This is a genomic window from Geomesophilobacter sediminis (assembly GCF_016458275.1).
GTDB classification, from domain to species: domain Bacteria; phylum Desulfobacterota; class Desulfuromonadia; order Geobacterales; family Geobacteraceae; genus Geomesophilobacter; species Geomesophilobacter sediminis.
In genome coordinates, this window is record NZ_JAEMHM010000006.1 from 172,333 (window position 1) to 194,103 (window position 21,771).

The 21,771-nt window shown below is 62.2% G+C and carries 19 protein-coding genes; 8 read left to right on the forward strand and 11 right to left on the reverse strand.

What is annotated here, in order from left to right; translation table 11 throughout:
• Positions 1-3: 3 nt before the first annotated feature.
• The 4 genes from ispF to JFN93_RS08740 form a co-directional block, all read right to left on the reverse strand.
• The gene (gene ispF / locus JFN93_RS08725) at positions 4-504 is read right to left on the reverse strand and encodes a 2-C-methyl-D-erythritol 2,4-cyclodiphosphate synthase (RefSeq protein ID WP_199383801.1); all 501 of its coding nucleotides are present in this window, start codon (positions 502-504) and stop codon (positions 4-6) included.
• A gap of 25 nt (positions 505-529) precedes the next feature.
• The gene (ispD, locus tag JFN93_RS08730) at positions 530-1,219 is read right to left on the reverse strand and encodes a 2-C-methyl-D-erythritol 4-phosphate cytidylyltransferase (protein ID WP_199383673.1); all 690 of its coding nucleotides are present in this window, start codon (positions 1,217-1,219) and stop codon (positions 530-532) included.
• Between the two features lie 93 nt (positions 1,220-1,312).
• Complete coding sequence (gene selA / locus JFN93_RS08735; protein WP_199383674.1) at positions 1,313-2,698, reverse strand: L-seryl-tRNA(Sec) selenium transferase; 1,386 nt, start codon at positions 2,696-2,698, stop codon at positions 1,313-1,315.
• A 441-nt stretch (positions 2,699-3,139) separates the two neighbouring features.
• Positions 3,140-3,832 carry a GntR family transcriptional regulator gene (locus JFN93_RS08740; RefSeq protein WP_199383675.1) on the reverse strand — a complete coding sequence of 231 codons (693 nt, stop codon included), beginning with the start codon at positions 3,830-3,832 and terminating at the stop codon, positions 3,140-3,142.
• Between the two features lie 150 nt (positions 3,833-3,982).
• Here JFN93_RS08740 and JFN93_RS08745 point away from each other — a divergent pair, with 150 nt between their 5' ends.
• Together JFN93_RS08745 and JFN93_RS08750 are read left to right on the forward strand one after the other, a co-directional pair.
• The gene (locus tag JFN93_RS08745) at positions 3,983-5,029 is read left to right on the forward strand and encodes a potassium channel family protein (protein ID WP_199383676.1); all 1,047 of its coding nucleotides are present in this window, start codon (positions 3,983-3,985) and stop codon (positions 5,027-5,029) included.
• On the forward strand, positions 5,026-5,796 hold the full coding sequence (locus JFN93_RS08750; RefSeq protein WP_199383677.1) for a sugar phosphate isomerase/epimerase family protein: 771 nt from the start codon (positions 5,026-5,028) through the stop codon (positions 5,794-5,796). The genes JFN93_RS08745 and JFN93_RS08750 overlap by 4 nt, the downstream gene beginning before the upstream one ends.
• Here the strand turns inward: JFN93_RS08750 and JFN93_RS08755 are convergent.
• Positions 5,793-6,290 (reverse strand): DUF2127 domain-containing protein, encoded by a 498-nt coding sequence (locus JFN93_RS08755; protein ID WP_199383678.1) that lies wholly within the window; start codon positions 6,288-6,290, stop codon positions 5,793-5,795. The genes JFN93_RS08750 and JFN93_RS08755 overlap by 4 nt on opposite strands.
• A gap of 13 nt (positions 6,291-6,303) precedes the next feature.
• The gene (locus tag JFN93_RS08760; protein WP_199383679.1) at positions 6,304-6,633 is read right to left on the reverse strand and encodes a DMT family protein; all 330 of its coding nucleotides are present in this window, start codon (positions 6,631-6,633) and stop codon (positions 6,304-6,306) included.
• Positions 6,634-7,000: 367 nt separating this feature from the next.
• Here JFN93_RS08760 and JFN93_RS08765 point away from each other — a divergent pair, with 367 nt between their 5' ends.
• The 3 genes from JFN93_RS08765 to JFN93_RS08775 all read left to right on the forward strand — a co-directional run bounded on the left by JFN93_RS08765 (position 7,001) and on the right by JFN93_RS08775 (position 13,213).
• Entirely contained in the window at positions 7,001-8,440 is a 1,440-nt protein-coding gene (locus JFN93_RS08765; RefSeq protein ID WP_199383680.1) for a glyceraldehyde-3-phosphate dehydrogenase, read from the forward strand.
• Positions 8,441-8,701: 261 nt separating this feature from the next.
• Positions 8,702-12,235: a DUF748 domain-containing protein gene (locus JFN93_RS08770; protein ID WP_199383681.1), complete on the forward strand. Its 3,534-nt coding sequence runs from the start codon at positions 8,702-8,704 to the stop codon at positions 12,233-12,235.
• 306 nt (positions 12,236-12,541) lie between these two features.
• Complete coding sequence (locus tag JFN93_RS08775) at positions 12,542-13,213, forward strand: DUF1318 domain-containing protein (protein ID WP_199383682.1); 672 nt, start codon at positions 12,542-12,544, stop codon at positions 13,211-13,213.
• A gap of 277 nt (positions 13,214-13,490) precedes the next feature.
• On the opposite strand, the gene JFN93_RS08780 is transcribed toward JFN93_RS08775, so the two are convergent.
• From JFN93_RS08780 to uppP, 4 genes are all read right to left on the reverse strand, one after another.
• The gene (locus tag JFN93_RS08780) at positions 13,491-13,958 is read right to left on the reverse strand and encodes a hypothetical protein (protein ID WP_199383683.1); all 468 of its coding nucleotides are present in this window, start codon (positions 13,956-13,958) and stop codon (positions 13,491-13,493) included.
• Positions 13,959-14,178: 220 nt separating this feature from the next.
• The gene (locus tag JFN93_RS08785; RefSeq protein ID WP_199383684.1) at positions 14,179-15,882 is read right to left on the reverse strand and encodes a methyl-accepting chemotaxis protein; all 1,704 of its coding nucleotides are present in this window, start codon (positions 15,880-15,882) and stop codon (positions 14,179-14,181) included.
• Positions 15,883-15,990: 108 nt separating this feature from the next.
• Positions 15,991-16,680 (reverse strand): RadC family protein, encoded by a 690-nt coding sequence (radC, locus tag JFN93_RS08790; RefSeq protein ID WP_199383685.1) that lies wholly within the window; start codon positions 16,678-16,680, stop codon positions 15,991-15,993.
• A gap of 353 nt (positions 16,681-17,033) precedes the next feature.
• Positions 17,034-17,846 carry an undecaprenyl-diphosphatase UppP gene (gene uppP, locus JFN93_RS08795; protein WP_199383686.1) on the reverse strand — a complete coding sequence of 271 codons (813 nt, stop codon included), beginning with the start codon at positions 17,844-17,846 and terminating at the stop codon, positions 17,034-17,036.
• A gap of 195 nt (positions 17,847-18,041) precedes the next feature.
• Between uppP and JFN93_RS08800 the strand changes: the two genes are divergently transcribed.
• Together JFN93_RS08800 and JFN93_RS08805 are read left to right on the forward strand one after the other, a co-directional pair.
• Entirely contained in the window at positions 18,042-18,659 is a 618-nt protein-coding gene (locus tag JFN93_RS08800) for a DUF47 domain-containing protein (RefSeq protein ID WP_199383687.1), read from the forward strand.
• The gene (locus JFN93_RS08805; RefSeq protein ID WP_199383688.1) at positions 18,652-19,653 is read left to right on the forward strand and encodes an inorganic phosphate transporter; all 1,002 of its coding nucleotides are present in this window, start codon (positions 18,652-18,654) and stop codon (positions 19,651-19,653) included. The genes JFN93_RS08800 and JFN93_RS08805 overlap by 8 nt, the downstream gene beginning before the upstream one ends.
• A 287-nt stretch (positions 19,654-19,940) precedes the next feature.
• Here JFN93_RS08805 and JFN93_RS08810 read toward each other — a convergent pair whose 3' ends face one another.
• Positions 19,941-20,429, reverse strand: a complete 489-nt coding sequence (locus JFN93_RS08810; RefSeq protein WP_199383689.1) for a DUF2062 domain-containing protein — start codon at positions 20,427-20,429, stop codon at positions 19,941-19,943.
• A 150-nt stretch (positions 20,430-20,579) separates the two neighbouring features.
• Here JFN93_RS08810 and proB point away from each other — a divergent pair, with 150 nt between their 5' ends.
• Positions 20,580-21,701, forward strand: coding sequence for a glutamate 5-kinase (gene proB, locus JFN93_RS08815; RefSeq protein ID WP_199383690.1), 1,122 nt, complete (start codon positions 20,580-20,582; stop codon positions 21,699-21,701).
• Positions 21,702-21,771 lie beyond the last annotated feature (70 nt).

The following is a 21,771-nucleotide window of genomic DNA, read 5'->3' on the forward strand; positions in this document are numbered from 1 at the left end:
ATTTTAATGTAAAACGGTCTCGCTCGGCGAGCTAATTCGAACCAGCAGCGCCACGGCGTAGGCGGCAATCCCCTCGCCGCGGCCGGCGAAGCCGAGCTCTTCGGTAGTGGTCGCCTTCACGTTGACCTCACCTTCGTAGCACCCCAGCGCGGTAGCAATGTTGGCGCACATATGGCCGATGTGCGGGGCGAGTTTGGGCCGCTGGGCGACGATGGTCGCGTCCAGGTTGCCGATCCGGTACCCCTTCTGGCGGGCGAGGCTCATGACATGCTCCAGGAGCTTGATGCTGTCGGCCCCTTGGTACTTGGGATCGGTGTCCGGGAAGTGCTTGCCGATGTCCCCTTCGCCGATGGCGCCGAGGATGGCGTCGCTGATCGCATGCAGCAGGACGTCGGCGTCGGAGTGCCCGAGGAGCCCGAGGGTGTGGGGGATGTCGACCCCGCCGAGAATGAGTTTTCTGCCTTCGACCAGACGATGAACGTCGTAGCCGTGTCCGATACGCATGGGCATGACAATTTCCTTTCTGAACCTACCCCTTCAGGAAGGCCTGGGCGAGGACCAGGTCCTCGGGGGTGGTGATTTTGATGTTTTTGTAGTCCCCGGGCACGATGGTGAGTTTCGCCCCCTGACGCTCCAAAAGCGAGGCGTCGTCGGTGCCGAGGAATCCCTCGTTGACGGCGGCCTCGTGGGCGGCGCGGATGATGGCGTAACGGAAGGCCTGGGGGGTCTGGGCGAGCCAGAGCGTTTCCCGGGGCGGGGTCTGGGTGATGAGGCCGTCCACGGCAACCTTGACGGTGTCCTTGACCGGCACCGCGACGACGGCGCCGCTCCCTTCCCGGGCGGCTGCCGCGGCCTGCTCCAGCACGGCCTCGGAGATGAAGGGGCGTACCCCGTCATGGATGAGGACCACGTCCTCGGGGTCGAGGTCGTCCATGGCATACAGGCCGTTCCGGACGGAATGCTGCCGCTCGGCGCCCCCCTTGACGATCGCCCGGACCTTGGAGATGCCGTAACGTTCCACGACTTCGCTGCGACAGAAGGGGATTTCCGCTTCCGGGGAGACGACGTAGATCCCGGAGATGAAAGGCGCATCCTGGAAGACCTTCAGGGTGTGGGCCAGGATGGGGATCCCGTCCAGGAGCAGATACTGTTTGTTAGTGTCTGCGCCCATTCGTTTTCCCATGCCGGCGGCAGGAATCAGGGCAAACGTTCGGCTCAAGGGGGACCTCGCAGGAAGCTCAAGGCAGGTTGAAAAGCAACAAATAATACAGAGGTGCGGGCCAGAAGACCAGAAAAAACTGCCGGCCCCGGTCTACCCGGCCAGCGTGGCGAGTGCCGCGGCCAGGTCGTCCAGGTCGCGATCGAGCAGGGTGCGCGGATCGAGGAGGTAGCCACCTTTGGAAATCCGCCCCAGGACCGGTACCGCCGCGTTGCGCAGCCGGCGCTCGATCTCCTGCTCGGAAAGCCCGTCCACGGTCACCCGGATCAGGCGGGTGGGAAGCTCCAGCAGCGGCAGACTTCCGCCGCCGGCCTGGGAGACGCCGTCTTCCATCTTGAGCGTGACGGCGGGCGGCAGCCGGCGCCGCAACCGGCGTACCAGCCCCGTCCCCCGCTCGGCGATCGCCGCTACCGGTTCGGTCAGCATGCGCAGGGTCGGGATCTCCTGCAGGGCGTTTCTCTGGTCGCGGTAAAGGGCAAGGGTCGCCTCCAGCGTGGCGAGGGTGAGCTTGTCCATCCGGACCGCGCGCAAGAGTGGATGCATCTTCATCGGCTCGACGAGTGCCTTCTTCCCGACGATGATCCCCGCCTGGGGCCCGCCCAAAAGCTTGTCCCCGCTGAAGGTCACCACGTCGACGCCGGCCTCGATGTACTGCTGTACCGAAGGCTCGCGGTAGGGAAGGAAACGCCCGAGGTCGATCAGCGAGCCGCTGCCGAGATCCACCAGCACCGGGAGGTTGCATTCCGCGCCGAGCGCAACCATCTCCTCAGGTTCCACCTCCGCCGTGAAGCCGAGCACCGAGAAGTTACTCCGGTGCACCTTCATCAAAAGCGCCGTTTCCGGGGTAACCGCCTGGCGGTAATCCTTGGCATGGGTCCGGTTGGTGGTCCCGACCTCGGTGAGGGTGACCCCGGAAAGACGCATGACGTCCGGGATGCGGAAGGAGCCGCCGATTTCGACGAGTTCCCCGCGGGAGACGATCGCCTCCCGGCCCGAAGCGAGGGCCCCCAGGGCAAGGAGCACGGCCGCGGCGTTGTTGTTTACCACGAGGGCGGCTTCCGCGCCGGTCAGTTCGCACAAAAGCGGCTCCACGTGGGTGTAGCGGCTCCCCCGCCCCGAAGTTTCCAGGTCGAACTCCAGGTTGGAATAGGAAAAGGCGACTTCGAGGGCGGCGCGCGCCGCTTCGGGAAGTACGGAGCGGCCGAGGTTGGTATGGATGACGATGCCGGTGCCGTTGATGACCCGTTTCAGGCTCGGGGCCGCCAGGAGGGACAGTTCGGAAACGATCTCGGCGGCGACCGCGGCCTCGGCCAGCGCCGCCGCAGGCAATCCGCCCTGGCGGGCACGGCTACGCAATCGGTCCAGGACCGAGCGTACCGCAGCCAGTACCAGCTCCCGCGGGTGCCCGGCCAGGAGATGCTGGACCTGGGGCCAGTTGAGCACCTTGTCGACTTTGGGGATCAGTTTGAGCGTCTCCACGTCCGGCTTCCCTCCTGTTAAATCTCGTTCCCCAGGTCCCCCCTGGGGAACGCCTGTCTTCAAAGCCCCGACTTGGGAACATGCGTAGCATCGGCGAGTGGCCGCTTACCCTGTGGGAGCGCCTTTCCAGGCGCGAATATCCGATTGCCGCCTTCGGCGGATCGCGCCTGGAAAGGCAATCCCCCAGTGAAATCCGGGTCAGATACCAAAGACGGCCATCGCCAGGGTCAGGTTAAAAGGTTTTCGCGAATGTAGCTTAAAACTGAGGCCGGAGGCAAAGAAAAAACGGTCGTAGGTGCGGTAAGGGTGGCAAAGGCCGGGGGAAGAAGGGCGATTCGGCGGGCGCGCCGGCAGGATGCCGCACTGGAGCGGCCCCTGCCGGCCGCGAGCGACGTCGGGAGGACTGGGGGAAAAGCGATGATTACCAGAAAACGATGGGCGCTAGAGGTCCATCTCCGGATAGGATGCGTTGGAGGCGCTGATGCGGTCCTCCTCGATGAGCACCTTGCCGCCGTATTCGGCGTTTTTCTGCACCAGCATCTCGGCCAGGACCGCATCGCGCTTGCGGAACGCCTCGATGATCTTTTCGTGTTCCTCGACGGAAATCTGCATCCGCCCCGGTTTGCTCAGGGAGGCAAGCCGCAGCCGCTGGAACTTCTGCAGCAGGGCGGCGATCATGTCGTGGAGTTTGTCGTTGCCGGCGCCGCGGATGAAGAGGTCGTGGAAGTTGTTGTGCACCTTGAAGAAGTGGCGCACGTCCCCTTCGATGGCAATCTCGCGGAGCTTCTCGTTGATCCCCTCGAGGCGGTCGATTTCCTTGGTGCTCAGCCGGCTGCACGCCTTGCGGGCCGCGTAACCTTCGAGGATGCTCTTGATCGCGTAGAACTCCTCGACGTCCTTGGCCGAGAATGCCGCAACCAGCGCCCCTTTGCGCGGTATTACCGTCAGGTACCCTTCCGACTCGAGCTGCCGGAACGCTTCCCGGATCGGGGTACGGCTGATCCCGAACCGCGCCGCAAGTTCCGGTTCCGCCACCTTCTCGCCGGGCCTGAGGGCCCCAGACATTATGGCATCCCGGATCGTCTCAAGTATCCGTTCCCTAAGGGTAAGGTGTTTCTCGACGGCTCTTTTCATACGGTGCCCCCCGGTGATGGGGAAAGTGTATACAGTATCCAGAAGGGTTTTGTCAAGGACTTCCAATGTTTTCGACGTTTGCACCGGCAAAAGCTTGTATTTTTCTGCGCATAACGGTATGTTGTCGCGCGAAAGGGGCTCATCGACCACATGGATCCGGTTCGGCACTTCAAGATTTCAATAGGCGTTTTGCTCCTGCTCCTCTCCCTGGGGACCGTGGGGTACATGACCATCGAAGGATGGCGCGCCCTCGACGCCCTCTACATGACCGTCATCACCCTCGGCACCGTCGGTTTCAAGGAGGTGCACGAGTTAAACGATGCCGGCAAGGTCTTCACCATGATCCTGATCTTCTTCGGGGTCGGGGTGATCGGTTACATCGTGGGCAGTTTGGCCCAGATCATGTTCGAGGGGCAATTTCAACGGATCATCGGGAGGAAGAAGGTGGAAAAGGCGATCGCAGCGCTCGAGGATCACTACATCATCTGCGGCTTCGGACGGATCGGCGCCCTGATCTGCCGTGAGTTCGCCGCCAAGCCGCTCCCGTTTGTCGTCGTCGAGAAGGAGGCCTCGACCATCCAGCGGATGGAGCAGGACGGCCACACCTACCTCTTCCTGCACGGCGACGCCACCCAGGACGACACGCTGCTCAAGGCAGGCATCAAGAAGGCGAAAGGGCTCATCTCCGTGGTCACCTCCGACACCGAGAACGTCTACATCACCCTCACCGCCCGTGGGCTCAATCCCGGCCTCTTCATCCTGGCGCGCAGCGGCGAGGAGGGATCCGAAATCAAGCTCAAGCGCGCCGGGGCGAGCAAGGTCGTCTCCCCGTACCTCATCGGGGGAAGCCGTATGGCGCAGGCGATCCTCCGTCCGACGGTGGTCGACTTCATCGAGATCGCGACCGGCCGGGAGCACATGGAACTGCAGATGGAGGAGATCCTGATCCCGGACCACTCCTTCTTCATCGGCGAGACCCTCGCCAACTCCGGGTTTCGCAAGGAGACCGGGGTCATCATCGTGGGGATCAAGAAAGAAGACGGCAAGATGGGGTTCAACCCCGGATCGCATACCAAGATCGCGGCTGGCGACACCCTGATCGTCCTCGGAGAGCCGGCGGCCATCAACAAGCTCGACATCCTGATCAGTTGCAGCGACGAGGCGGAACTCGCCACCAAGGATTACCAACCGAAATGAGTAAGCGCTACTTTGTTCACGTCCCCTATCCCCAGCTCAACCAGCGTCTTCCGTACCTCCTGGAGCGGCACCTCAACCCCGAAATCTTCTTCTCCGCGCCGGCGCTGGAGGCCCTGGTGCCTGCGGAGCTTGCCGCACAGGCGGAAACCCTGCGCGAGGCCGGGCTTTCCTGTACCATCCACTCCCCGTTCATGGATCTGAATCCCGGCTCGTTCGAGGCGAAGCTCAGGGAGGCGACCCGGCTCCGGTTCGACCAGGTGCTCGACGCGGCGGATCTGCTGGATCCCGAGGTGATGGTCTTTCACCCCGGTTTCGACCGCTGGCGCTACGGCGAGACGCGCGATCTCTGGCTCAAGGAGAGTCTGCCCATCTGGGAGGGGGTGCTGGCCCGGGTGCAGGGGAGGCGGACCATCATCGCGGTGGAAAACATCTTCGAGGAGGAGCCCTCGACGCTGAAGGCGCTGCTCGGCGCGATCGACCACCCGCAGTTCCGTCACTGCTTCGATGTCGGGCACTGGAATCTCTTCAACACGGTGGGGATGGAGCAGTGGTTCGCGGAGCTTGGGGACCAGATTGCCGAGGTGCATATCCACGACAACCACGGCGACAAGGATCAGCATGCGCCGCCGGGGGAGGGGGGGATCGATTTCGAGCTCTTCTTCCGGCTCATGGAGCGCTACGCGCCGAACGCGGCGTACACCATCGAGGCGCACAGCCCGGAGAACCTGGAGCGCTCGCTCGTCGCGCTGCAGCCGTACCTGTTCTAGTCCTGCAGCCGGCGCCGGTGTCTTCCGGTCCGGGCCAGGGTGAAGGCGAGATAGCCGACGATGACGAGGTTGACGGCCAGGACGGTCACCCGGGGCCAGGTCACCTGCCGCGCCACCTCGAAGAGCTCCATCGGGATGTAGATCGCCCCGCTGAGAAAGCCGAACCACTCCGCCCACTGGTACCCTTTCCACAGACCGTACGCCTCCACCAGGCGGATCGCCGAGTAGACCACCGCGGAGAAGGCGAGCACCCACAGCTGCAGGTCGGTCACCTTGTCCGCCGCGTCGATGAGGATGCTCGGGTAGTGGTGGGCGGGGTTCATGTGCAGCACGCGGACCAGCTGCTCGGCGGCGTGGTGCAGGTCCTTGTGGATGAAGGCGAGGAGGCCGCATCCGACCAGGAGTACCAGCACTCCCTTGGCCGCTTCGAAGCAGGCGACGAGATGCAGGCCTCTCCGGCTCGCCTTGCGTCGGTCGATCTCCGGTTGGGGCATGGGCTTCTCCGATTCAGGCACGGAAGATGAAGAAAACGGCGCCGGCGAGACAGCATCCGGCCCAGAGGTAGTCGAGCTTGAGCGGCTGTCCCATGTAGAAGATGGCAAACGGGACGAAGACGGAGAGGGTGATGACCTCCTGCAGGATCTTCAGCTGGCCCAGGGTGAAGGTTCCGTAACCGGCGCGGTTCGCCGGCACCTGGAGCATGTACTCGAAGAAAGCCAGTCCCCAGCTCGCCAGGATGGCGACGTAAAGCGGCGCGGCGCGCAGGTTCTTAAGGTGCGCATACCAAGCGAAGGTCATGAAGACGTTGGACATTACCAGCAGTACGATCGTTCTCATTGCGGTTCCTGATCCCAGCGCCCGGGCGGCGTCGGAGGTTGTTAGCTCATCCGGTTCAACATAGCATGTTTGGCTGTGAGTGTGCAAAACGGATGTTGTATTCATAAAAATGCGGAAAAATTTCACGGTATTCCGAGTATTTGCCGGTTGAATGTGCGCGGCGGCGTGTTTTGTATTGATCTTGACGGTCCAAATCCGGTATATAAACACCGATTTATCCGCTCGAAGGTAGCCCCGAAACGCCCCCTCTCGCACCATCCTCAAGCGTCAAAGAGCCCCCGGCGATATCACCCCCTCTTTATTCCGGCTATTTCGCCGCTTCTCGAAGCGACGTCCTCAGCGATATCCAACTTGGAAGGGAAGCAACATGAAAACGAAACAGGAAGTCCACTTGAAGGAATGGCAGAACTACGAGGAGCTTGCCGAACAGATGCTCCCCATCATCGGCCACCTGTACCGCGACAACAACGTCGTGACTACCGTGTACGGCCGCACCCTGGTCAACAGCACGACCATTGACCTCCTCAAGGCGCATCGTTTCGCCCGCCTCCTCCTCGACGGCGAGCTCACGGTGCGGGAAACCTACCCCGTTCTCTGCGCCATCGGCAAGCTCGACCTCGCTCCGGGCCGTATCGACATCGGCAAGCTGACGGTCCGTTACCAGGCACAGGCGGGCAAGCTCTCGGTCGATGACTTCGTGGCCCAGGAGCTCGCTTCCATCAATACCGGCCGGGCTCCCCTTCTGAGTGAGCCGCAGGACGTCGTTCTCTACGGGTTCGGCCGTATCGGCCGTCTCCTGGCCCGCCTGCTCATCGAAAAGCAGGGGAGCGGCGGCAAGCTCCGCCTCCGCGCCGCCGTGGTACGCAAGGCCGGTCCGGACGACCTCGTGAAGCGCGCGAGCCTGCTGCGCCGCGACTCGGTCCACGGTCCCTTCAACGGCATCATCACCGTGGATGAGGAAGAAAACGCCATCATCGCCAACGGCACCATGATCCGGATCATCTACGCCGACAGCCCGGAGAACGTGGACTACAGCCAGTTCGGCATCACCAACGCCATCCTGATCGACAACACCGGCAAGTGGCGCGACCGCGAAGGGCTCAGCCGTCACCTGAAGCCGGGGATCGCCCAGGTTCTCCTCACCGCCCCGGGCAAAGGTGACATCCCCAACGTCGTCGCCGGCATCAACAACGAGCTGATCGTCCCCAACGAGACCGTCTTCTCCGCCGCGAGCTGCACCACCAACGCCATCGTTCCGGTGCTGAAAGCGGTCCACGACAAGTTCGGCATCGTGAGCGGCCACGTCGAGACCTGCCACTCCTACACCAACGACCAGAACCTCATCGACAACTACCACAAGGCGGACCGTCGCGGGCGGAGCGCCCCCCTGAACATGGTCATCACCGAGACCGGCGCCGCCAAGGCGGTTGCCAAGGTCCTGCCGGAGCTGACCGGGAAACTTACCGGCAACGCCATCCGCGTCCCGACCCCGAACGTCTCGATGGCGATCCTCAACCTGCAGCTGGGCCAGGATACCAGCAAGGACGAGCTGAACGGCTACCTGCGCGACATCTCCCTGGAGTCGCCGCTGCAGAACCAGATCGACTACACCAACTCCCCGGACGTCGTCTCCAGCGACTTCGTCGGTTCCCGTCACGCCGGGGTGGTCGATTCCCTCGCGACCATCGTCCAGGGCAACCGTTGCGTCCTCTACGTCTGGTACGACAACGAGTTCGGCTACAGCTGCCAAGTCATCAGGATGGTGCAGAAGATGGCCGGCGTCGAGCTCCCGAGCCTCCCGGCGTAACCTGAATAGTGCTATCTCGTTCCCAAGCTTCAGCTTGGGAACGAGTAGGTCTGCCTTATCTGAAAGGGGCATCGAAGTCTCGGCACCTGCCGCAACTTCGGTGCCCCTTTTGCTTTCCCGTAAAAACCGGGAGGCGCATAATATTGACATTGGTTTGCCAAGTGAAGGATCTTTGGGCGGTTCTTTCTCTAGAAGAAGACGCGGTCATCACATTGAGAGTCAGTTGATATCGGTTAAAGTTTCCCACCTGAGGAGCGGGGAATGAGCGAACGGGAATACAAGAAAGGGTGGAGAGCACGGAAACCTCTGCTGATAGCGGCAGGGGCCTTTCTGTTGTTGATCCTTTTCTTCGTCGCCGGCATTTCCCTATTCCTCTCCACCTCTCTGGCACGCGACCAGGTAGCGCGGCGCCTCTCCGATTACCTGCAGGAAAAGGTTTCCATCTCCGATCTTTCCGCGTCGCCTTCCGGCATACGTGCGCGAGGCGTTTCGATTGCCAACCCGGCCGGTTTCCCTGGCGAACTCGCTACGGTCCGTTTCCTGGAGATTGCCCCCAACTGGGGAGACCTCATCCGTGGGAAACGGACCTTCCGAGTGATCGCGGTTGACGGGGTGACTCTCGACTTGGCGAAAAACCGGGAAGGGACCTGGAACTACGCCCACCTCCAACGCGTGCTGGCCGCGAAGAAGCCCTCACCGAAGGAGACCTATATCGACCGCCTGTCCGTGGATAACGGCGCGATTCGCTTGCAGGGGAAGGAGTGGCACGGCATTTCGGTAAAGATTCGGAATTTCGCCGCGAAAGGGAGCCTGGAATCGCAGTTGGCAGTGGTGGGGGAGGATGCCGGCGGCAACCGCTACTCGATCGCAGGAAAGCTGAGACCGGGGAAGGAGCCGGTGGTGGACGTGCGGGTCACCGCAGCGGACCTGGCACTGAAGGCCTTTGTAGCACAAGGGGCCAAGAAAGAAGACCGGCTCCTGCATGATGCCCGGGGCAACCTCGATGTCCGCTGCACCTTTCAGGAGGGGGCCGCCGGGGTGGACGGCACCCTGTATTTCAGCGGGATAAGAGGGGCGCGCCGCGAGATCGCCGGGAAACTGACCGCCAACCTTTCCTATGCCACCAAGGGGGACGAGGTCCGTATCGTCCGGTCCGCGCTCACCATCAACAAGGTCGGTGACATTAAAGCCGCCGGGGCGCTTAACGGCCTGAGAAAAGAGCGCAGCTACGACCTTGTCCTGACCACCGGCAACATTGCGCTCGCCCCGCTTTTGGAACTGATCCCCCAGTGGGAGCGGATGAAATTGACGGTAGCGGGTTCGGGACAGCTCTCCTCCCTGCACCTCAAAGGGCGGTTCGGGCAAGGGATGCCGGCGATCGCGGGCCGCCTCAACCTTGCCGAGGTATCGCTGCAGCGGGAAGGAAAACTGTTTTTCGCCGAGGCCGATGCGGCGATCGATCTCACCGGCTCCGCCCATGGCTTCGAGGGAAAAGGTTTGCTGACCCAGAAGGAGAGCCGATCGGCCGGGATGGTGCAAAACGCCCGGCTCCCGGTCCGCTTCGTGCTCTCGGAGAAATTCAAGCCGGTGCGTGCCGAGGCATCCGAGCTCCGGGCGACCGTGCTGGGAATTCCGCTCACCGGGAACATCAGCTTCGATACCCGCCGCTCCGGACCGCTCGCGGCAAAGCTGCAGTCGGCGTCGGTGCCGGGTCCGGCCCTCAACCCCTGGCTCGCCAGGGTGGGCACCCGCCTTGAAGCCGGTACGGTGGCCGCGGCCGCCGACCTTTCCGGTCCTTCCCTCAAGGAGTTGCATCTGAGCGGTTCGGCGCGCCTCTCGGCGATCACCGGAGCCCGGCAGGGAACGCGGTTCGAGCTTCGGCAGGGGAGCCTGACCGCACACCTGGACCGGATCACCCGGACGACGGTGGTCCGCGGTACGGCTGAGCTGCACGATGCCGGTTATGCCGGGAAGAAAGGATCTGCCGCTTTTGCCTTCAATTACCGTGACCGTCGGCTTACCATGGATAAGTTGCGCGGAGACTGGGCGGGGACCTCGGTTGCGGCGGCCCGCCTGGAGATGGACCTGGCCCCGCGCAGTGGCACTCGGCTTCCGCTGCAACTGCGGGTCAGCCAGTGCGACGTGAGCCGGGGCAACCTGGCGGTGAGCGGACTTTCCGGGACCTTGCGGGGGGGCTACAACTCGGCACCGCGCCGGAAATGGCTCGACGGGAACCTCGCCTTGACCGCCGGGGCGGTGTCGTGGCAGGGAACGCGGATCGACAACGTCCACGCCGACGTCGCCTTTTCCCAGGACGGTGCCCGGGGCAACATCAATGCGGTCGGATACGGGGGGGCTGCTACGGCGACAGTCTCCTATGATCCCTTCCGTCCCGACTCCGATTGCGGCTTCGATCTTGCGCTCCGGGGGGGCTCGCTACCCCAGCTCTATGCATTGGCCGGCAAGGGGAAAGGGAAGGGGGCAGTCCCCACGGCCGGCAGCGTCGATGCGGCGCTCACCGGAACCTATCGGCGCGGCACCGGACTATCCTGCATGTTCCGAGGCGCCGGCAAGGACGTCGCCCTGGCCGCCAAGGGAAAGACCATCGTGAGCCACACAGCGCTGACGATACAAGGGGGACTGGACCCGAAACGCCTGACCCTGGAACAGGCGACGGCGCAGTTGGAAAGCGGTGCGCGACTCGAAGTGAAGGGTACGCTTGAGGACCCGCTGACGCCGGGGCGAAAAGGGGTGATCTCGCTGCAGATCCCCCAAACCGCGGTGAACGCCATCTTCGACCCCCTGGCAAACGCGCTGCCCCGTTTTCTGCAGGAAGGAACCGTCACCGGTTCCGTGGGGGGCTCCGGTACGGTTACCATAGCTGACGGGCGACAGATGCTTGCCGCAAGGCTTTCGCTCAAGAACGTGGGCCTTGAGTTTCCCTCCCAGAAGTTGGTCGTGACGGGGGTGGATGGCGAGGTGCCGATCTCTCTCGACCTTTCCGGGAAAACCGCTATCCAGCTGAGCGGGGGACTGAGTTACTCACGCGCCAATTTCAAGAAGCTCCTTGCCGATCTCAAGGCTAAGGCGGGAGGGGGGGCCCCGTCCCTGGTCGTGGAAAAAATCGCGCTGGGTTCCCTGGAAACCGGAAAGATCGCGCTGCGCCTCGTGGCGCGGGAAGGGACAACCGAAATTTCCTCCCTCGCCACGACGTTTTACGGCGGCCCGCTGGTAGGCACCGGATCGTTCTCCATTCAAAACGGCATCAAGTTCCGCAACGACCTTTTGGTCGACGACCTGAGCCTCAAGCAGCTGTGCGGCGCTTTGCCGGCGATCCAGGGATACATCTCCGGAAGGGTGAACGGCATCCTGAGCGTGGCGGAGACCGGGCGGGGCGCCGAAGGGATGATGGGCTTCATCGATCTGTGGGCTCACAAAGGGGGCGGGGAAAAGATGCTGGTGAGCCGGGAGTTTCTGCAGCGCCTGTCGAAAAGGAAAATAAGCGGCCTGTTCCTCACTCGCGACCGTCCCTATGATCAGGCCGAGATCAAGGCGACCCTGGAGGAAGGCTTCCTGACCTTCGATGCGCTGACGATCAAGCACACGAATCTGCTGGGGGTGCGCGACATCCAGGTTTCCATCGCGCCCACCCAGAACCGGATCGAGCTCCAGCATCTGTTCAGCACCATCAAGGAGGCCGCCTCGCGCAGCAAGGCCAAGGCGGGCAAGACGCAGCAAACGCCGAGCGAGACGCCATCAGAGGCGCCGGCGACGGAGTTCAAGTGGGCCGAATAGATCGCCCGTCACGGCACAGGGATGAGGAAAGCCACGAAGAAACGTAGCAGGTTAAGACGGGCCAAAGGGCAAAAGCAAAAGGCAAATCCCCCCCGGCCCCCCTTCGCAAAGGGGGGAGATCAAGGAGCGAGGGATAAACTGGCTCGAAACCGTAGACCGTAGGATGGGCAGCCTCTGCCCACCGCTTAACTTTGAATGTTTTCGCGTGGGCACGGGGTGCCCTACAACGTTCAAGGAGCGGGACAGGGCGAGGATGGGGTTGTACTATTGGCAACTGAATCCAGATCAGACACCAGGGAGGAAAAGATGAAAAGGATAATGACGCAGTGGGCTGCGGTGGTGGGATGTCTCCTGCTGACCGCCTGTGCGGTGATCACGGTGAACGTGTATTTCCCGGAAAAGGCGGCGAAAGAGGCCTACAAGTCGCTGGACGAGATGCTCCTCAAACGCGGTGACGGCAAGAGCACGCCGGCCGGCCCGCCCGCCCCTCCACCAGAGCAGACTCCCCCGCCGGTAGGGCCGCAGAGCAGCCTGATCCGGAACCTCCAGGCCAGCCTTTCCTTCGTCGGGACCGCGTACGCCGAGGAGAACGAGGCGGATACCCTTGCCGTCGAGCTCTCGTCGATGCCCGAGGTGATCAAGGCGTACGACGAGATGAACAGCCGCCTGCCGCAGATAACCGCCCTTTACAACAGCGGTGCCGTCGGCCTTACCAACCAGGGGCTGGTGGCGGTGCGGGACAAGTCGAAGGTCAGTCCCCAGGATGAGGAGACCCTCGCCGCGGAAAACAAGAGCCGGAAGGTCGTCGTTACCAGCATGGCGAAGGCGATTCTCAAGTTGAACAAGCAGAAGGTGACCGATGCGGCGATGAAACAGGTAATGGGCAAAGCCGCGGCGACTTTTGCCGAGGCGCGGCGTGAAGACGCCAAGCCGGGGTGGTGGGTGCAACTGGAAAACGGGCGCTGGACGCAGAAATAAAAAGATCTCAAGTCGGAAGCGCCCCGGGACGAAGAGTTAAATACAAAACAGTTGCGCCGTGAAGGAGTTCTCCTCTCCTCACGGCGCTTTTTTTATTTCGGAGCCGGCGGCGACGATACGGTGGGAGCACCCTTCCTGGTGCGAATTATCCTGAAACCCGCTGTCACCGCCTTCGGCGGATCGCGCCTGGAAAGGCGCTCCCACAGGGTAGGCGGCTATCTTGCTATTGAACGAGACCCGATCGCAACAGGAAGGTCGTTCCTGCAGGGTAAGCGGATTACGCTAGTCTCAGCTGTTCCAGCGAGGCTAGGTGCCGGCGTTGCTGGTCCGGGATGATGATCAGTTCCACGCAGGAGACGTCGCGCATTTCCACCCGATACTCTTCGATCTCTTCCGTCGTCGCGGGAGGGCTGAAATTGAACTGCTGCCGCAGCGCTTCGCGAAACACCACCCCGTCCGAGGACCAGCGGATTACGAACTCCTGGGTGCGGTCGACTTCGGTTTCCCGAAAGAACACCCGGATGTTCCGGATGGTGCGGGGGTGATCGAACAGCACGGAAATGTACTGCTCCCCCGGCTCGGTGGCCCGCCACCCGCCTTCCCCTCCCTCCACCAGCGCCTGCTCGATCGGGTGTTCGGGGTCCTCGGTGCTGACCTCCACCTTGGCGAGATCCTCCAGGTCGAGCCATTCCCCCTGATGGACATGGCTGCGTCGCACCTTGTTCCCCACGATCCGTTTCCGCATGTTTTCCTCCCCGATGGTTTTGATGTGACGACGTCGCCCCGTCAGCGCCCAGCGCCGGGACCGCTCAAGGGTGCCAAAGATCCAGGGATAGTCAATGCAAGGACGCCGTGCGGAGTCGGCAAAGAAAAAGCGCCTTCCGGTAACGGTCCGGAAGGCGCTTTTGTATCCATGTGGAACCAATGCGAGGGGGACAGGCACCTGCGGAGCCCGTCCCCTGCTGTTACAGGCTGAATCCGGCCATCTTCTGCTGCAGCAGTTTGACCTGCTTGCTGAGGCCGGCGACGGCGCCGTCCATGACCCGGGTCGCCTCGACGTTGCTGTGGGCGGAATGCTGGATGTTCTCCATCGCCTGGACGATGAGCTTGCTGCTTTCGGCTTCCTCTTCGCAGGCTTTGCGGACGTTGCCGATCATGGTGGTGATGTCGGAGGTCGCCTGGACGATGTGGTTGCTGACCTCGCTCTGCGCCATGGTGGTGATCCGGACCTGGACGGTGAATTCCTTCATCCGTTCCACCGCCGAGATGATCTGTTCGCTGCCCCGGCCCTGCTCGCGGGTCGCCTTGCCGATCTGGCGCACCATCTCGGCCACCTGCTCCATCGCCTGGCGCATGTTCTCGGAGGCCTTGGACTGCGCCTCGGTGGTGCCGGCGATGTCCTTGACCCGGGTGGTCGCCTGCTGGACACCGGCAACGATCTTCTGCAGGGCCTCGCCGGAGCGCTGGGAGAGGAGCTCTCCTTCCGCGATCCGCTGCTCGGAAAGCTTGATCGCCGAGACCACCCGCGCGGTCTCTTCCTGGACCCCTTTGGTGATGCCGGCGATCTCGCGGGTGGAGCTGCTGGTCCGGCGGGCGAGTTCCTTGATTTCGTTGGCGACGACGGCAAACCCCTTGCCGTGTTCCCCGGCCTGGGCCGCGATAATGGAGGCGTTCAGCGCGAGGAGATTGGTCTGCTCGGCAACTTCGTCGATGACCGAGAGGATCTTGCCGATGTCGACGGCGCGCAGGGAGAGGTTTTCGATCGCCTCAACGGTCGAGCGCGAGGAGCGGCGGATTTCGCTGATACCGGAGATGGTCGCGTCGACCGCCTGGCGGCCCTGTTCGGCGTCCTGGCGGACCGTCTCCGAAATGGAAGCCGTTTGCAGTGCGTTTTCGCCGACCTGCTTGATGGATACGTCCAGCTCCGCCACCAGCGCCGAGGCGGTGGTCGAGTTTTCCATCAGGCTCTGCACGCTTTCCCCGATCGCTTTCTCGGCGGCGGTCATCTCGAAGATCGAGGCACTGACCTCCTCGACGGCACGGGAAAGCGCCTCGACGTGCTGGTTGATCTCCTCGATCCCCGCGGAGAGTTCCAGGATGGACGAGGCGTTTTCGGTAGCGGAACCGGAAAGGATGTCCACCCATTCCGAGACCTGGGTCACGGAGCGGTTGATTTCCACGACGGCCTGCGACGCCCCGGAAACTCCGTCCGATTGCAATTCCGCGGCGTGTACCCCCTGCTTGGCAACTTCGTCGATGTCGCTGGCGATCTGGCGCAGTTCGGCGATTGCCTCCACCACGCGCCCGGTTACTCCCGCCAAGCGCTCCATCATCACGTTGAAGTTCTTGTTGAGCATGCCGAATTCGTCTTCGGTCGCATCGTCCAGGCGCGTCGCGAGGTCCCCCTCGGCGCCCCGGTTCAACGCGGTGGCGAGGACATTGACCCTTTTGGTGAGGTTTCGGGCGGCGATCATGGTGAGGACCGAGAGCAGGGCCAGCCCGTCCAGAAACAGCGCCAGGACGGTGCCGTAGGCATAGACACGCTGCGCTTCCGACAATCCCCCGGAGAGGAGATGGAAGGCGCAGTAGACGCCGATGACGGTGATGACGATGCCGCTTACCAGGGAGATACGGATAAAGTTGTAGCCGTGACGCAGGTTCTTGGACATGACTCTTCCTTCACCGGGGGGTATAGGCAAAAACGGCGTCAGGATAACACGAATTATCGCGAGAATATAGAGTAATCTGGGGGGATTAGGGCGAAGACGGCGGCCTGGTCAGATGACGCCGTGCTCGGTGAAGCTGTAGTAACTGCCGTCGCCGAGAACGATGTGGTCCAGGACCCGGATCCCCATCAGCTCTCCGGCGTCGCAAAGTCGCCTGGTTACGTCGAAATCTTCGGGGCTTGGGGTGGGATCGCCGCTTGGGTGGTTGTGCAGCAGGATGATGGCCGCGGCCGAGTCGCGGACCGCGAGATTGAAGACCTCGCGGGGGTGGACGATGCTTTGGTTGAGCGAACCTTCCGAGATCTGCACCGGCTTGATGATCCGGTTCTTCCCGTCCAGAAGCAGCGCCATGAAGTATTCCTTGCGGCGGTCCCTAAACTCGTAGTGGAAATGCTCGAAGACCTGCTGCGCCGAGGTGAAACGGGTCTCGTCGGCCAGGCCCCGGCCCAGTCCCAGGGACTTGGTGGACAGATAGAGCGCAGCCTTGATGCAGGCCGCTTTGGCGGGGCCGATCCCTTTCACCCGCTGCAGCTCCGCACAGGAGGCGTCGGACAGGGTCCTGAGGCTTTTGAATTCCGCCAGGAGTTGTCGCCCCAGGTCGATCGCGCTCCGGCTGCTCGCGGCGTCGCCGCTGCCGATGATCAGCGCCAGAAGTTCCGCCTCGGTAAGTGCTCCCGGACCGTGCAAAAGGAGCTTCTCCCGCGGACGTTCTCCTTCCGGCCAACTCTTGATCCCGCTCATGGCGCACCTCCTTCCCTTGCTTGAAAGAACACGGCGGTAGGGCATCATACCCTCTCCCCTTGCGAGAGGGTGCCCGGAGGGGGGGTGAGGGAACGTGTGGCGAGCCAGGCGGTTGCTCTTCCGGCACGGCCCTCACCCCGACCCGCTCCCGGAGGGAGAGGGAGGATCACGGTACAACCTGGAAAATTGGAAGCTGAGATGATACCGCAGGGCGAGGAGGTTGCCAGGATGGGGGAGACGGTTCCTGGGGTAAGACGCAGCATGCTGCGCCCTTGGCGCTGGATGGGGAAATGGCCGGTTTTCGTGAGGGATGAGCCAAAAGGGGGGCAGGCACCGTTGGTGCCTCTCTCCTCCTAATACCCCATGAAGATGAAGGCGAAGGCGCCGATGCCGGCGAAGAGCCGGTACCAGACGAACGGATAGAGCGATTCGCGCTGCACCAGCTTGAGCAGGAAGGCCACGCTGAGGAAGCCGAAAATCGCCGAGGTCGCGATTCCGATCACCAGAGGGACCGTTTCTCCGGGAGGTATGCCGACTTTAACCAGGTGGCCGACCTTGAGCAGAGCGGCTCCCGCGACGATGGGGAGGGAGAGGAGAAACGAGAAGCGGGCCGCCGCTTCACGGCGAAAGCCGAGCAGCAGCGCGGCGGTGATCGTTATTCCGGAACGGGATACCCCGGGGACGAGGGCGAGACACTGGGCAATGCCGATGATCATGGCCGCCTTCAGGTCGATCCGGTCAATCTTGAAGCGCTTGGCGCCGGTCGTGTCGGCAAAAGCGAGCAACAGGCCGAACGCGATCAGCAGTGCCGCGATGGTCAGCGGGCTCTTCCGGAAGATCTCTTCCACCGGACCTTCGAGGGTCTTGCCGACGATCGCAGCCGGTATGGTCGCCGCAACGATATAGAAGGGGAGCCTAATTTCGGGAGTGTGCAGGCCGCCGCGCAATCCCATGAGGAAGTTGGCGAAAAGGGAGAGGATATCGCGGCAGAAGTAGATGGACAGGGCGAGGAAGGTGCCGATATGCAGCGCGACGTCGAAGGTGATGCCGGACTCGGGCCACTTGAGGAACCTCGGGATCAGGATCAGATGGGCGGAGCTGCTGATGGGGAGTACTTCGGTGAGCCCCTGGACGATCCCCAGGACCACGGCATGGAGCGGATTCATGTAACGGGTACCTCTGCCTGAAAAAGTGGCGCTAGAGTATGCGAATTGCAGACATAAAGCAAGGCTTTAAGGAGACTTTTTTCACATAGCGGCGAGCGCAGGGCTCATTTCTCCCTATGAAGTTGGTTACGGTTGTGTTATATCTTCACAGTTTTGTAACGGGCCCGTCGGGGCTCTCTCAACGTGGAGGACGTAATGTTCGGTCTTATTCCCAAGGATGAAAAATTTTTCGCGCTTTTCCGGGAGATGTCCCACAACATCATCGAGGGAGCGGAACTCCTGAAACAGATGCTGGACGATTTCTCCGATCCCATGGCAAGCCAGCGCCGGATCAAGGAGATCGAGCACAAAGGTGACACCATCACCCACGACATCGTGAAGAAGCTGAACAAGAGTTTCATCACCCCCTTCGACCGTGAAGACATTTACGCCCTCGCCTCCGCCCTCGACGACATCCTGGACCTGATCGACGCCTCGGCCAGCCGCATCGTCATGTACAACGTGGACAAGCCGACCCCCGAATCGAAGGAGCTTGCCTTCCTGATCCTCAAGGCCTGCCAGACCATCGACAAGACCGTCGCGGTCCTGGGCGGCAAGCTGGAGCCGATCAGCGCCTACTGCATCGAGGTCAACGCGCTGGAGAACGAGGCGGATCGGGTGTGCCGCGAAGCGATCAGCCGGCTCTTCGACGAGGAGAAAGACCCGATCCAGCTCATCAAGTGGAAGGAAATCTACGAGACGCTGGAGACGGCCACCGACAAGTGCGAGGACGCCGCGAACATCCTGGAAAGCGTGGTGGTAAAAAATGCCTGAGGCGACTCTCGTTCTCCTGGTCCTGGTCGTCGGAGCCGCACTGATCTTCGACTACATCAACGGTTTCCACGACACGGCCAATGCGATAGCGACCTGCGTCTCCACTCGAGCCATCTCCGTACGCGGGGCGATTTTCATGGCCGCCGGCCTCAACTTCCTCGGGGCGATGATCTCCACCAAGGTCGCCGCCACCATCGGCAAGGGGATCGTCGACGCCAGCAGCATCACCCAGATGGTGGTCCTGGCCGGCATTCTCGGTGCGATCATCTGGAATCTCATCACCTGGTACTACGGACTTCCGTCGTCCTCTTCCCATGCCATCATCGGCGGTCTGGTCGGATCGGTAATCGCCCATGCCGGGGTGGGAGCGCTGCACTGGGCCGGCCTGAAAAAGATCATCACCGTGCTCATCGTGTCGCCGATCGTCGGGGCCTTTTTCGGGTTCGTGTTCATGGTCGCCATGTTCTGGATCTTCCGGAATACCGCACCCTATGGGTTGAACAAGAATTTCCGCAAGCTCCAGATCGTTTCCGCTGCGGTCATGGCCTTTTCCCACGGAACCGCCGACGCACAGAAATCGATGGGGGTCATCACCATGGCCCTGGTCAGTTACGGAACCCTCGCCACCTTCGAGGTCCCCACCTGGGTCAAGATCGGCTGTGCCGTCGCGATGGCGCTGGGTACCGCCGCCGGCGGGTGGCGCATCATCAAGACCGTCGGCCACGACTTCGTGAAGCTGCAGCCGATCCACGGTTTCTGCGTCGAAACCGCCTCCGCCGGCGTCATTCTGGGCGCTTCCGCGATGGGGCTTCCAACCAGTACCACCCACGTCATCACCTCCGCGATCCTGGGGGTCGGGCTTTCCAAGCGCATCTCCGCGGTCAACTGGATGGTCGCCTACCGCATCGTCACCGCCTGGATCATCACCATCCCTGCGGCGGCCACCGTCGGCTACCTCGGCTACATCATCCTCAACCCGTTCCTCGGGAGATAAAGCGGGGGCAGACCCCGCGCAGGAAACGGCGGGTCCGAGCCGCCGGGGCAGCCAACCCGTGATGGGAGCCCCCTTCCGGGCGCGATCCGCGCAAGCGGTAAGGGCATGAGACAAAGGGAAAATGAAAAGCGCCGGAGCGGTCAACCGCATCCGGCGCTTTTTCGTTTATTCAGATGACAACCCATCCTCACCCCGATCGTTGCGAGCTTGCGCTACCGCGCGCGACCCTTGAAGGAGAGGGGGGGGATGGTCCTGCTGCTGATTGTGCTAACGGGCTGGTTCAGTGCTCATTGCTCCAAGTCTTCTCCCGTTTCCTCCATCTCCTCGGCCAGCGATGCCTGGGTGGCGTCCTTGGCCCGGAAACGCAGGACCAGGTAGTAGCAGACGAAATAGGCAACGATGGCGGCGAGGAACCCGAGAATGGAGGAGCCGAGAATCAAGGACTTGGCGTATTTTTCCAGGTTGTGCCATTCCAGCCCCGTGGGGAGCGGCAACTCGCTCACGGTCTTGCCCCGCAGAAACCGTCCCAGCTTGAAACTCAGGCCAAGGATGGGAACCACGGTGAGGGGGGTGTTCACCCAGGCGCCGGTGACGCAAGTCAGTTTGTTGAGGCGGAAGATGAAGGCGGCCGCGATGGCCAGGGGGGTGTGCAGTCCGAAGAAGGGGGTGAAGCTGATGAAGACGCCGACGGCAAAGCCAGCAGAAATGTGGCCGGGATGGCTGTCCAGGGAGAGGATGCGATAGAGTCTTTTTTTCCACAGTTCCTTGTTGAGCAAATATCACCTCGAAGTCGGCACAGTCTAAAGACACCCCCCGTTTTTGTCAATCCATTTAAAGCGGCTTAAGAATCAATAGTTTGCTATGCATTTGGAAACGTGCTAGTATTCCTTCTTTTAAAAAACTATCATAATGAGTACAATGAGCTCATGCGGAAGGGTCTTCTTAAAAAAGTACGGCGTATCGTCGTCAAAATAGGGTCCGGCGTCCTCACCAGTGAGGACAACGGCATCGATCCACTGTTTCTGTCCCGGCTCGCCGGGGAACTGGCACAGTTGCGTGCCGATGGAATAGAAACCGTAGTAGTATCCTCCGGGGCGGTTGCCGCGGGAAGACCAGCACTGGGCCTGACTGATCGGCCCAAGACACTGCCCCAGAAACAGGCAGCCGCTGCGGTTGGCCAGTCCCGACTGATGCGGGCCTACGAGGAAGCATTTTCTCAGCAGGATCTGACGGTAGCCCAGGTGCTTTTGACCCGCGACGACCTGGTCAACCGGCGCCGCTTCCAGAACGCCCGGAGCACCCTGGACACCCTGCTCGCCTACGGGATCGTGCCGGTCATCAACGAGAACGACACGGTCGTGGTCGACGAGCTGAAGTTTGGCGACAACGACAACCTCTCCGCGCTGGTGACCAACCTCGTCGAAGCGCAGCTCCTGATCATCCTTACCGACATCGACGGGCTCTATACCGCAGATCCGCGCACCGATGCCACCGCGACCATCATCCCGATGGTGCGGGGGATCACCAAGGATCTGGAGCGGGCGGCCGGCGGAAGCGGGACCTCGGTCGGCACCGGCGGCATGGCGACCAAGCTCGCCGCGGCGAAGAAGGTGATGCGTTACGGGGTGGCGGCGATCATCTGCGCCGGCAAGACACCCGGGACCCTTACCCGCGCCATGGCCGGAGAAGAGGTCGGCACCATGTTCGCACCGGCGGAGCGGAGCCTGAACCGGCGCAAGCACTGGATCGCGTTTACCCTGCGGCCCGCCGGGTCGATACGGGTCGATGCCGGAGCACGGGAAGTCCTGGCACGGCACGGCAGAAGCCTGCTGCCGTCGGGAATCGAAAAAGTGGAAGGTCGTTTCGAGCGGGGAGCTTGCGTCCGGGTCCTCGCTCCGGACGGTGCGGAGTTCGCTCGCGGGATCGTGGATTACTCCAGCCAGGAAATCGAGCGTATCTGCCGGCACAAGAGCAGTGAAATCGAGGAGATCCTCGGTTTCCGTTACGGGGACGACGTCATTCACCGGGACAATCTGGTCCTCTTATAGCCATGTACTACCTACTGGTAAGCCTGAGTGACGACATAATCAGCCTGATCCGGGACCTGATCAACGTCTT